The organism is Bacteroides sp. An19 (assembly GCF_002160215.1).
GTDB classification, from domain to species: Bacteria; Bacteroidota; Bacteroidia; order Bacteroidales; family Bacteroidaceae; genus Phocaeicola; species Phocaeicola intestinalis.
In genome coordinates, this window is record NZ_NFKD01000036.1 from 32492 (window position 1) to 44834 (window position 12343).

The 12343-nt window shown below is 48.5% G+C and carries 9 protein-coding genes; 6 read left to right on the forward strand and 3 right to left on the reverse strand.

The genetic code is table 11. From position 1 onward, the window contains the following. Positions 1-70 precede the first annotated feature (70 nt). From B5F25_RS13240 to B5F25_RS13255, 4 genes are all read left to right on the forward strand, one after another. Complete coding sequence (locus tag B5F25_RS13240) at positions 71-682, forward strand: TetR/AcrR family transcriptional regulator (RefSeq protein WP_087250085.1); 612 nt, start codon at positions 71-73, stop codon at positions 680-682. A 199-nt stretch (positions 683-881) separates the two neighbouring features. After that, entirely contained in the window at positions 882-1703 is an 822-nt protein-coding gene (locus B5F25_RS13245) for a class I SAM-dependent methyltransferase (protein ID WP_087250067.1), read from the forward strand. Positions 1704-1709: 6 nt separating this feature from the next. Further along, positions 1710-3512 (forward strand): ABC transporter ATP-binding protein, encoded by a 1803-nt coding sequence (locus tag B5F25_RS13250; RefSeq protein WP_087250069.1) that lies wholly within the window; start codon positions 1710-1712, stop codon positions 3510-3512. A gap of 15 nt (positions 3513-3527) precedes the next feature. Then, complete coding sequence (locus B5F25_RS13255; RefSeq protein ID WP_087250071.1) at positions 3528-5279, forward strand: ABC transporter ATP-binding protein; 1752 nt, start codon at positions 3528-3530, stop codon at positions 5277-5279. A 145-nt stretch (positions 5280-5424) separates the two neighbouring features. Here B5F25_RS13255 and B5F25_RS13260 read toward each other — a convergent pair whose 3' ends face one another. Further along, positions 5425-6252, reverse strand: a complete 828-nt coding sequence (locus tag B5F25_RS13260; protein ID WP_087250073.1) for a hypothetical protein — start codon at positions 6250-6252, stop codon at positions 5425-5427. Positions 6253-6485: 233 nt separating this feature from the next. Between B5F25_RS13260 and B5F25_RS13265 the strand changes: the two genes are divergently transcribed. Both B5F25_RS13265 and B5F25_RS13270 read left to right on the forward strand, forming a co-directional pair. Next, positions 6486-7784 (forward strand): L-serine ammonia-lyase, iron-sulfur-dependent, subunit alpha, encoded by a 1299-nt coding sequence (locus B5F25_RS13265; protein WP_162614419.1) that lies wholly within the window; start codon positions 6486-6488, stop codon positions 7782-7784. A gap of 109 nt (positions 7785-7893) precedes the next feature. Then, a complete protein-coding gene (locus tag B5F25_RS13270; RefSeq protein WP_087250077.1) occupies positions 7894-8532 on the forward strand; it encodes an ATP-binding protein in 639 nt (212 codons plus the stop codon). A 211-nt stretch (positions 8533-8743) separates the two neighbouring features. On the opposite strand, the gene B5F25_RS13275 is transcribed toward B5F25_RS13270, so the two are convergent. Together B5F25_RS13275 and B5F25_RS13280 are read right to left on the reverse strand one after the other, a co-directional pair. Then, positions 8744-11326, reverse strand: a complete 2583-nt coding sequence (locus tag B5F25_RS13275) for a putative LPS assembly protein LptD (protein WP_225226311.1) — start codon at positions 11324-11326, stop codon at positions 8744-8746. A gap of 259 nt (positions 11327-11585) precedes the next feature. Further along, positions 11586-12122, reverse strand: coding sequence for an HDIG domain-containing metalloprotein (locus B5F25_RS13280; protein ID WP_022039656.1), 537 nt, complete (start codon positions 12120-12122; stop codon positions 11586-11588). Between the last annotated feature and the right edge of the window lie 221 nt (positions 12123-12343).

Sequence of the window (12343 nt, forward strand, 5' to 3'; positions counted from 1 at the left end):
CCCTATAAATAGGTATTGCCGGATTATTTCAAGCCTTGTATTTTTGCAGAAAGAAAAAACAGAAAACATCATGCAAGTGCTGAAAGAAGACATACGCGACCGTATATTGGCTATTGCCAGGCAGCAATTCGCACAGAAAGGATATTCCAAAACTTCCATGCGTGAAATAGCCGGACTGGCAGGAGTTGGGGTCGGAAACATCTACAACTATTTTGCGAACAAAGACGAGCTGTTCCGTGAAGTGGTCCGTCCGGTCTTGTATGCCTTGGAAGCCATGTTGCAGGAGCATCACGGCATACGGGGTGAGGATATTATGATGATGCGGTCGGAAAAGTATCTGAAGTCCTGCATCGATGAATATGTTTCGCTTATTAACACGCACCGCGGGCTGATGGAAATTCTGTTGTTCCGCGCACAAGGCTCTTCATTGGAACATTTCCGCGAGAACTACACCGACCGTTCTACGGAACTGGTCAAGGCATGGTTCACGTCCATGCAGCAGAAGCATCCCGAAATCAATACGGCAGTGTCCGATTTCATCATCCACCTGCATACGGTATGGATGTTCACCCTGTTCGAAGAACTGCTGATGCATTCGGTTCCCCAACAGGAAATGGAAACCATCTTGCACGACTATATTCTTTTTGAAATTCAAGGCTGGAGGGCAATCATCCAAATATGAGATACAGACAACGTACATACGAACATTCAACCGTATTGGAACGGTTGGCAAGGAGGAAATCTTCACGGAGGTTTCCTCCTTTTTTTATGAACATTTCTGAATATCGTTCGCTTTTGCGCACTTTTCTCACATTCGGCAAAGCAAGTAAACTCGCTTTGCTCTCACTCAATCGAAACGTTTACTATTAAATTACAATATAATGAAACAGAAACACGAATTTAAGAGCATTGTGGCGGAGACGTTGCTCATTCCGCTATACATGAGAGCGAAAGAAAGCCGCCGTGTCAATCCTATTCTGGATGACAAGGCAGCGGAACGGTTGGCAGACAGCTTGGAATACGATTATTCCCAATTCGATGGGGCAAAGCTGAGCGAAGTGGGCTGCGTGGTGCGCGGCTGGTATTTCGACCGTGCCGTAAAACGGTTTATCGATACGCATCCCCGTCCGGTAGTCGTAAATGTAGGGTGCGGATTGGATACCCGTTTCCAGCGTATCGGCAACCCCAAAGCTGTTTTTTATGACTTGGACTTGCCGGAAGTCATGGCACTACGTCGGGAATTGATACCCGAACAGACAGGTAATGTTTATATCGCAGCTTCCTTACTGGAAACCGACTGGATGGACGAGCTACGTCGGAAACATCCCGATGCGGAATTTATTTTCATTGTGGAAGGTGTGCTGATGTATTTTTACGAGAAGCAGGTAAAAAGCTTCCTGCATCACGTGACAAGCCGTTTCGGAGGTGGAGAGTTGTGGTTTGACGTATGTGGCACCATGATGAGCCGGCATGGTGTAAAGCCCGATTCACTCCGCCATCACGAGGCGCAAATCCGTTCGGGATTGAGCGACGGACATCTGGTGGAACAATGGGAACCGGCTTTGCAACTCATCGAACAAGCTAACTACATGAAGTTTTTCCGCTCACGCTGGGGATTCTTCTTCGGACAAGTATTAGGGCGCATTCCTTGGCTATGTTATAAATTCAGTTCATTACTCGGATATAAAATCCTATCAAAATAATATACAATGAATCAAACTAAAAAGAAAGAAGGTCTGTCCCGGCTGTTCGAGATAGCGGGACAGAAGAAAGGGCTGCTCGTCATGGCAGGCGTGTTGTCTGCTGGCAGCGCGGTGTGTATGCTCGTGCCCTATTGGGCGGTTTATGAAGTTTTGAAAGAATTGCTGACACATGGAGGAAATCCCGCCGCTTCGGACGGAGCCGTCATGATACGTTGGGGATGGATAGCGTTTGGGGGACTTGTCGGCGGACTGGTATTGCTGTATGCCGCCTTGATGTCTTCCCACATTGCGGCTTTCCGCATACTCTATGGATTGCGTGTCCGCCTGTCCGAACACATCGGCAGGCTTCCGTTAGGGTATCTGAACAACACGTCCACCGGGGCCATCAAGAAAACGATGGACCAAAACATCGAAAAGATAGAGGGGTTCATCGCCCATACCATTCCGGACTTAGTGAACGTGGTAGCCACGGTAGCGGTGATGCTTGCCATCTTCTTTTCGCTGGATGCGTGGCTGACGGCCGTATGCCTGGCGGTCGTAGTGGTCAGTCTGTTTCTTCAATTCTCTAATTTCATGGGCAAAAGGGCAAGGGAGTTTATGGGCATCTACTACGATGCGCAGGAAAAGATGAGCGCGTCTGCCGTGCAGTATGTGCGGGGGATGCCCGTGGTCAAGATATTCGGGCAAAGTGTCCGTTCGTTCCGTCAGTTCAATGCCGAAATCCAGGCATATAAAACCTTTGCCTTGAAGTGTTGCGACACCTACCAGAACGGGATGATCGCCTTTACGGTTCTGCTCAATTCGATGGTGATGTTCATTCTTCCCATGGGCATCCTGCTGATGCAGGCCAGTCCGCAATCCTTGTCGCTGGCGGTGGTATGGCTGTTTTTCATCATCATGGGACCGGGCATGGCTTCTCCCGTCTATAAACTGACATTCCTGGGAGGCAACACGCGCGACATCGATGAGGGTGTAAAACGCATCGACCGCATCTTGGAAAAAAAGCCTGTACCGGAAGCGGAGCACCCGCAGGTGCCTACATCCTACGATGTGGAGTTCCGCCATGTATCATTCTCCTACGAAAACACGGAACAGGGCACGCGGACGGAAGCCTTGCGCGATGTCAGCTTCACGGCACCGCAAGGAGAGATAACGGCACTTGTGGGCCCATCGGGAAGCGGCAAGTCTACGATAGCCAATCTGATTCCCCGCTTTTGGGATGTGGAACAGGGAGAGATACGCATAGGCGGCGTGGACATCCGCCAGATAGCCACGGAGAAGCTGATGGACATGGTGTCTTTCGTATTCCAGGACACGTTCCTGTTTTATGACACGCTCTATGAGAACATTGCCGTCGGCTCTCCCACAGCCACGCAGGAAAAAGTGATAGCCGCAGCCAAGGCCGCCAAATGTCATGACTTCATCGAACGGTTACCGCAGGGATACGACACACGGATAGGCGATAAAGGTGTGTTTCTTTCAGGAGGCGAAGCCCAACGGATATGTGTGGCGCGTGCTATCCTAAAGAATGCCCCGATACTGGTGCTGGACGAAGCCACGGCATTTGCCGACCCGGAAAACGAGTATAAGATGCAGATGGCTTTGCAATCTTTGATAAAAGACAAGACAGTCATCGTAATAGCGCACCGCCTCTCTTCCGTTGTTTCCGCAGGACGGATTATCGTCATGAAGGAGGGACGGATGGCGCAGTGCGGAAAACACGAAGTCTTGTCCGTCACAGAAGGTATATATAAGAATATGTGGGATGCCTATACGAGTGCTTACCACTGGACGTTGAACAAAAATTGAAAAGGAGAACAAGATATGAACGCAATCAAAAACATTACCATCGGACATACCGAACGGCTTTACAAGCCAGTCGGATACACCATGCTTGCCAACTTGGTCAATATCGTGCCGTTCTGCCTCTCTATTGAAGCGGTACGCATCATCTTCAGTGCTTTTGACGGGAGCGGACAGCCGCTTGACACCACCCGCCTGTGGTATATATTCGCTATTATGGTTGTTTATATGCTGGTCATGGCTTTGGCGGAACGGGCATCCTATCGCGCCAATTTCCGGGGAGCCTACGAAATGAGCGCATCGGGACGCCTGTCGTTGGCGGAACATCTGCGGAAACTTTCGCTGGGCTTCCTGTCCAGACGTGACCCCGGCGATTTGTCTTCCATGCTTATTACGGACTTCATGATGGCGGAAACCGGCATCTCGCACCACCTGCCCCAGCTGATGGGGGCCGTGGTCATGCCCGTACTGGCTTTTGCCTCGCTGGTCTGGATAGACTGGAGGATGGCGGTCAGCATGTTTGCCGCGCTTCCGCTTGCCATGCTTGTATTGTGGGCAAGCACAGGTGTACAAAGGAAACTGAGCGGCAAGCAGATTCAAGCCAAAATAGGTGCCGGAAACCGGTTGGAAGAATACCTGCAAGGCATCCGGGTGATGAAAGCCTACAACCTGCTGGGCGACCGTTTCGTCCGGTTGCGTGATGCCTTTGCCCAGCTACGCCGCGCTTGCATCCGGCAGGAAGCCTTGTTAGGTCCGTTCGTTTTGCTAAGTATCACAGTGGTTCGTGCCGGACTGACGATGATGGTTCTGTGTGGAACTTATCTTCTGCTAGGGGGCAAGCTTTCCATACTCGTATTCGTACTGTTCCTCGTAGTCGGTTCCCGTGTGTTCGATCCGCTGACTTCCGCCCTTACCAATTTCACCGAGTTCCGTTATTTCTCCATTGCCGGAGGACGCATCCTTAGCCTGATGAACGAACCGGAAATGAAAGGGGAACGGCAATCTCCGGTGGCTGGCGACATCCGGTTCGAGCACGTATCGTTCGCTTATCAGGACAAGGAAGTGTTGCATGATATAACCGTTACCCTTCCTAAAAATTCATTGACGGCTCTTGTCGGTCCTTCGGGAAGCGGGAAAAGTACGGTAATGAAGCTTTGTGCCCGTTTCTACGACCCACAGAAAGGGCGTATCTTCTTCAACGATGTTCCGATGGATGAAACAGATCCCGAAAGCCTGATGAGCCACATATCCATGGTATTTCAGGATGTTTATCTGTTTCAGGACACGATACGCAACAACATCCGTTTCGGCAAAACCGATGCGACGGAGGAGGAAATCATCGCCGCAGCCAAGAAAGCCTGTTGCCACGACTTCATCATGCGCTTGCCTCAAGGCTATGACACGATGGTAGGCGAAGGAGGCTGCACCCTGTCGGGCGGTGAGAAGCAGCGCATATCCATAGCCCGTGCCATTCTGAAAGACGCGCCAATCATTCTGCTGGATGAAGCGACCGCCTCCCTCGACCCCGAAAACGAAGTGGAAGTGCAGAAAGCCATCGACACGCTCATCAAAGGACGTACCGTGATAGCCATTGCCCACCGACTTAAAACCATTCAGAACGCCGACCGGATCATTGTTCTGGACAACGGGCAGATACAGGAAGAAGGTACGCACAATGAACTTATCCGAAAGAAAGGGCTGTATGCACACTTATGGAACATTCAGGAAAATATATCGGGCTGGAAACTCGCCGGTCGGGCAGATAACCCTTAATTATATGCGCAAATCCATAACCATGCATTGAATAAAAGGCTGTTGTTATTATCTTCTTCTCTCAACGCAGATAGCTTCGTTTAGTGTAAGATTATTAATCTTACAGAGGATGAACTTATATGATTTGCAATGCCGGAGAACGTATTCAGTCTAATACGTTCTCCGGCATTGCCACTGTGCTCAATATGCTCGTTATCACGTAGTCCGTATCCGGCACGGTCAGCAGCAACGTGTAGCGCGCCGGAGGAAGGCTTTTGGCCTGGGCGTCGGCGATGAGCGCTTCCCAATCCACGCCTAAATATGTTTCAATGATTGTCAGGCTTGCCGAGGAGGTGGCGTCCGCCCCTTGCATTTCGATTCGGAAGTCGTGTCCGGAAACGCTTTCCGCAAAACTCCCATCGGCACTGGAAGGATAAGACAAGCGCAGGTAAGGGGCTGTACCTTCTTCTGTCTGCTTCACAAGAAATTCATACGTGCCCGTTGCCGCAGGCGTGCTATCCGGCTGGTCCTCCGAGTAGAAATAGCAGTCGCGGGCTTCGTTGTTTACCAGATAGAGCGTCATGTCTTGTTGCAGTGCAGGGTGGTTGCTCGCGATGATTTCGTATGCGATATAGCAATCCGTCACCTTCACTTCCACCGTCTCTTTGTCGCCCGTCACGTTGTCGGTCAGGGTGAGTGCGGTGGTTCCTTTCCGCTTCCCCACGAGATGTACGGCTCCTTTCACTTCATCGGCACCAAGAATTTCCTCATAGGTGGCTTGCAGTACGTTTTCATCTGCTATTGTCAGGCTGACATCGCCGCTGCCGTTCGTGATGTAGATTTGGGTATCGCCCCGTGCCAGTCTTGTTTCATAATAGGTCTTTCCCAGGTCGAACGGGGTAACGGATCCGCTTCCGTTGTTGTCATCATCGCTGCATCCCGCCAGACTGCATACGGACAGGAGCAACGCTCCCAATAAGCATCTTGTTTTCATATCCTTGTCAATTAGAAATGGTTTTAGTTGCGAAGATAGTGAAAAGCAGTGAAAATGCAATGGATTGTATAAATTTACCGTCCTTTTGTCACGCCGGATTGCAAACCCGCATGGCATGCGTTGTTTTTCACGCGAAAAGATTTTCCCTTCCAGCCTGCACATTCTCTGCAAAAAAAAATGTACTTTTGCAACACGAATCAAAAACAAGACAAACAGACAAACAAATGGAGAGCATCATCAGCAAATCTGAAAGAGAGCAAATCATCGCTCTGATGAAAAGAGAAGTGGTTCCTGCCATCGGCTGTACCGAGCCTATTGCAGTAGCACTCTGCACAGCAAAAGCTACTGAGGCTTTGGGCTGTACACCCGAACATATCAACGTCTATCTGAGTGCAAACATCCTGAAAAACGCGATGGGCGTAGGCATACCGGGTACGGGAATGATAGGTCTTCCCATCGCCATTGCATTGGGCGCACTCATCGGCAAGTCGGAATACGGACTGGAAGTCTTAAAAGACTGCACACCCGAAGCTGTAGAAAAAGGAAAGGAAATGATAGCACGTCCCCAGTGCATCAACATCGCTTTAAAAGACGACATCGAGGAAAAACTATACATTGAAGTGACCTGTACAAACGGGAACAATGTAGCGACCGCCATCATCAGCGGCGGACATACCAACTTTGTCTACTTATGCCGTAATGGAGAAGTGCAGCTCGACAAACGTACCGGCACCACCTCGGCCGAAGACGAAGAAACGGTCGACCTCACTTTACGCAAGGTGTTTGATTTCGCCACCACTGCCCCCATCGATGAAATCCGCTTCATCCTCGAAGCCAAAAATCTGAACAAGGCTGCCGCCGAACAATCACTCAAAGGCTGTTATGGACACGGATTGGGACGTATGTTGTGCACTAACAAGAATGAAGAAAAGATTATGGGGAACAATACCTTCACCCACATCCTCTCGTACACCTCTGCCGCATGCGACGCCCGTATGGCAGGTGCAATGATACCTGTAATGAGTAATTCAGGAAGCGGAAACCAAGGCATATCTGCCACCCTTCCCGTAGTCATCTTTGCCGAAGACACCCACGCCACCGAAGAACAGCTCATTCGTGCCCTGACGCTAAGCCACCTCACCGCTATTTACATCAAACAGAGCCTGGGCAAGCTTTCGGCGCTCTGCGGATGTGTAGTGGCAGCTACCGGAAGCAGCTGCGGCATCACCTACCTGATGGGAGGCAGCTACGCACAGGTGATGTACGCCGTGCAGAATATGATTGCCACCCTCACCGGAATGATATGCGACGGGGCAAAGCCCAGCTGTGCCCTGAAAGTAACCAGCGGCGTATCTACTGCCGTGATGTCTGCCATTATGGCTATGGACCAGAAGTGCGTCACTGCCGTAGAGGGCATCATCGAAGAGAACGTGAACCGGAGCATCCGCAACCTTACCCTCATCGGTTCGAAAGGCATGAACGAGACCGACAAGATGGTGCTCGACATCATGACCCACAAACATTGTAATTAATCAGGTACTAGGAACTAGTTGACTAGGTACTAGGTTTTCAGATACCAAACATGCTCAAAGGTATTTAAAACCTAGTCAACTAGTACCTGGTCAACTAGTCAACTAAAAAATGACACATCCGGCAGACTACATACAGCGGCTTATCAGCGAAGGCGAACACGTGCATCAGGACTTCAAGTTCGAAATCTCCGATGCCCGGAAGATAGCCAAAAGTATCTCCGCCTTTGCCAATACCGAAGGAGGACGCCTGCTGGTAGGAGTAAAAGACAACGGAAAGATAGCCGGCGTGCGCTCCGAAGAAGAAATCTACATGATAGAAGCCGCCGCCCAACGTTATTGCACGCCGCCCGTCGACCTGCATACCTATATATATAAGGTAGAAGGAAAAGATGTGCTGGAAGTGGTAATCGATGAAAGCCCGCGAAAACCCGTCTACGCCCTTGATGCCGAAGAACGGCGGTGGGCATACGTCCGCATCAAGGACGAAAACATTCTGGCAAGCCCTATCCACCTGAACATCTGGCAGCACAACCGGCACGAGGAAAAGGTCATCATCGCCTACACCCAACGCGAACAACAAGTACTGAACCTGCTGGCACAACATCCTTGCCTCACCCTCAACCAATGCCAACGCCTCACCCGGATGAACCGCAAGCTAATCACCAACCTCCTTGCCGACTTTATCCGCTTCGGACTGGTAGAGCAGGTATTCCATGAACACACGTTCTATTTCCGGCTGAAAGAGTAATGCCGTTATACTTCTCGCGGCATTAATTGGTGCATTTTATCGCTTGTCACCTTAAATCCACATGACTGCCTTGCTTGTAAGATTATTAATCTTCACGCTGTAAGATTAATAATCTTCACGCTGTAAGATTAATAATCTTACAAACAATGCTGCTTATGGCGAAGAAACCAAAGCTTGCTTGTCATGGCGGATATTCACTACTATTAATTATTTAGTACCACGTCACCTGGCTACCCGTATTGCTTCGCTGGTCCCACTTCAAGGCATCGGTCAACATACTGGAGTTGGCACGGATAGAGAAGTTATACGATGTGAACGGACCGAACACCAGGCCACAACTCATATTGAAGCAGTGCAGGTCACGGGTGATATTTACCGTAGTCATAGACATTTCTTTCGAGGTAAAGTCGTAACCACTCGAATACGTGATATTCCAACGGCTTCCTATCTTCACATTTCCCGAAATGTTCAATGAATGGGTCAAGGCATACGGATAACGCATTTTCTTGATATTGATTTTACCACTGGTATTCTCGCGGATGCTATAACTGTAACTCAGGCTCAGGCTCCACGGCATATTGAATGCCAGATAACCGTCAGGGTCAAGTTTGGCATCTTCCGTCTTCCGGTTGGCTGTATTGTTTGTCTGGTCTGTACTTTCGCTATCCTCTTCGTCGCTATCCTCCTCTTCATCTTTTTTGTCCTTGTCTTTCTTGTCCTCGTCATCTCCTTTACCGAACAGTTTCTTGAATGTGTCATTGTTCAGAGTATATGAGAACGAGCCACTGTATCCCTGAAAACGTCCGAAACGTCCGTACGACCATTCCGTGCGGTCGCTGGTCACTACATTTCCGTTTTCGTCAAATTTATAAGCATACGTGGCAAAGGTAGCATTCATATTAAAGGTATAACTCTTGGTCAGCTTCAGACGGGCACTCATCGTCAGGTTGCTCCAGCGCTTTTGGGCTATATCATACGACAGATTTGCCGTCAGGTCATCAATCAGACTGATTTTCTTGTACCCCGTCGTATCCTTATCCGATGCCATCTTCATTTCCAGATTGTTTTTCAATGAGAATGCAACGGTTTGTGAAACCCCTTGTCCCGGTACACCATACGGCATACCTTCGAAAGGAGAATATTCTGTAGTCCGCACTTCGCCGTTTTCGTCTGTATAGGTATAAGTTTCATAATAACCGAATTTTGATCTTCCAAAATCAGGCGTATACGTATAGCTCACAGTTGGCGTCACCACGTGACGGATGGTAATGTCCTTGCTCTTCCAAAACAACGGTTTGTACATACCATACAGTTTGGTGTTCATCGACAATGACATATTATAATCATACACACGATTAAAACCGTTGATGGTGTCACGCACCTCTTCACGCCGCTGTTCATCATAGCTGCGCATGATTTTCTTGGTATACCAACGCTCTGTATAGTCGAACGAAGGAGTAATGTTTATATAATTAAATAAGGTAAAGTTCGCCTCAATCGGGATATTGTGGCGCATACCGGTCTCCCATTGCGAGAACGGAGTTTTAAACAGCAGGTTATCCTTGGTGTCCACACTATTGGTCAAGGCACCCGTATATTGGAACGAAATTTTTTCGTACCAACGCTCGTTGCCCGCCGCCTTCTTGCGCTTGAAGGGGTAAATACGGCTCAACGAAATGTTTACATCAGGCAGTGTCATATTCAGCGAAGAGTCGCGAGTGTTCTGCGTAATGTTGAACGTACTCGAAATATTCAATCCGATTTCAGGGAAATTGCGTGAGTAACTGATACTGGACGCTTTCGTATTATTGCTATACGAAGAAGGGTCGTACAACGTACTCAAGCTAGAACGGTCGTAACTGCTGGTCGCAAAGTTCACACTTGCCGAGAACGAACTGTTCGGGTTTGCCTTAGAGTCCTGCCGGTGGCTCCACTGAATACGGAAGTCTTTCGACACGGCATAGTCGGGCATATTCTTCTCGCCTGTCTTTGTCACCAGATAACTGGCATTAAAGTAACCGCTGTACTTATACCGTTTGTTATAATTCGATGCCACCGAAAGCCCCCACGAACCTTTGGTATAAATTTCACCCAACAGTTTCAGGTCCATCTTGTCGCTGATGGCAAAATAATATCCTCCGTCACGCAGGTAGAAACCACGGTTCATTTCGTCACCATACGTCGGCATGATGAATCCCGAAGAATAGCTGCTGCTGAAAGGAAAGAAACCGAACGGGATGGCAAGCGGCAACGGTACATCTTCTACCACCAACTGTGCCGGACCGAATACCACGTCTTTCTTAGGGCGCACTTTCGCCATCGACAGTTTCAGGTAGAAATGCGGATGCTCATGATTGTCGCACGTCGTATACTTGCCTTCCGTCATATAGATTTCATCATCCGCCCCTTTTTTGGCATTCACGCTGGTCACATAGCCTTCGCCTTGTTGGGTGATGATATCGTTGATAAAACCTTTCTTGGTCTTGAAATTATAACGCATCGTTTTCGATTCGTAAGGTGTCTCGCCATCCTTGAATATCGGAGTGCCCGAACTTACACCAGCCGTATCCACCACTCCTTCGGCAAATACCGTACTGCTATCCATATTCATCGAAATCTTTGCCGAAGTCAGTTCGATGTTCTGATAATTCACCTTACCGTTACCATACAAATGGGCATACCCTCCCTTTGTAAAGACTATAGAATCACTTGCTTCGTAAATTACCGGAGCGTCCAGCGGTTCTTTTTTCGAACTGTCGGCTGCCAGCGAATCGGCCATAAGGCTGTCTCTCATCAACGAATCAAGCTGTAACGAATCCGCTTGCAAAGAATCTGTACGAAGCTCTGTATTGTTTTTTCGTGCGCGCTTTCCCTTGGCACGCTGAGCCTCAGCGTACAATGAGAAAAAGCAGCTCACGAAAAACAGAAACAAAAACGAGTATGTGGTTTTCTTAAATGACGTCATTCACTCTTTTTTTACACAATGCGCTGCAAAAGTAAGCATTATCCTGTAAATAAACACAGAAGCCTTTGTTTTTAATGTATTTTTAAGACTATAAAAAAAGCTCGCACCAATGGTCGAAACGCACGGCACCTTCTTCTCCGTGCTTAGCAACACTCTTGCGTGCCTTATCAAGGCTCTTTTCCTTGTCTAGTTTGGTCTTCGAAAAAAACTTGTCTGCAAAACAGATTATCTGTTCTTCCATACTCACCGGCAACATGTCACGATGTGGCAAAGGTAAACCACGGTCGAGGATATTCTGCAGAGAAAGACCGGCACCGGTATGCCGTTCGCATACCAGAGCATGACGCGGAAAACCTTCCTTACGCACCAAATCTGCTCCCAAATATCCGTGGCAGATATACGGATAAGTACCAAAACACTGAATGTCAGGAGCATCGGTCTGGAATATGCCAATATCGTGCAGCACCGCCGCCTCACCAATAAAAGCCAAGTCTAGATTCAGTTCAGGATGTTTCTGTGCCAAAGCCAGCGCCTTGTCGGCAACCGAACGGCTATGTACCAGCAGGATATGCTTCAATTCATTATCTTCCGGATAAAATTTATCAATCAATGCGAATGGATTCATATACTTATTTTATTATATTTGTAACACGCGAAATTACAAAAAAATATTCATCCGTTATGATAATACTTCGTTAAATTAACATCTAATCCGTTGACAACAAACAAGGGCAGAGTCAACCAGCGAGTGCAACATTACGAAATATTTTTGAAAAAGACCTCAGCCGGAGTCGAGAAATTGAGTTTTTCTCTCGGTCTGGCATTAATTTTCTTCCTGATCTTGGT

Bases quoted from the DNA above. Each gene is read 5' to 3' on its own strand.
- B5F25_RS13240 (WP_087250085.1), top strand. From the start codon at position 71: ATGCAAGTGCTGAAAGAAGACATACGCGACCGTATATTGGCTATTGCC.
- B5F25_RS13280 (WP_022039656.1), bottom strand. From the start codon at position 12,122: ATGAATCCATTCGCATTGATTGATAAATTTTATCCGGAAGATAATGAA.
- B5F25_RS13250 (WP_087250069.1), top strand. From the start codon at position 1,710: ATGAATCAAACTAAAAAGAAAGAAGGTCTGTCCCGGCTGTTCGAGATA.
- B5F25_RS13255 (WP_087250071.1), top strand. From the start codon at position 3,528: ATGAACGCAATCAAAAACATTACCATCGGACATACCGAACGGCTTTAC.
- B5F25_RS13275 (WP_225226311.1), bottom strand. From the start codon at position 11,326: ATGAGAGACAGCCTTATGGCCGATTCGCTGGCAGCCGACAGTTCGAAA.
- B5F25_RS13270 (WP_087250077.1), top strand. From the start codon at position 7,894: ATGACACATCCGGCAGACTACATACAGCGGCTTATCAGCGAAGGCGAA.
- B5F25_RS13260 (WP_087250073.1), bottom strand. From the start codon at position 6,252: ATGAAAACAAGATGCTTATTGGGAGCGTTGCTCCTGTCCGTATGCAGT.
- B5F25_RS13245 (WP_087250067.1), top strand. From the start codon at position 882: ATGAAACAGAAACACGAATTTAAGAGCATTGTGGCGGAGACGTTGCTC.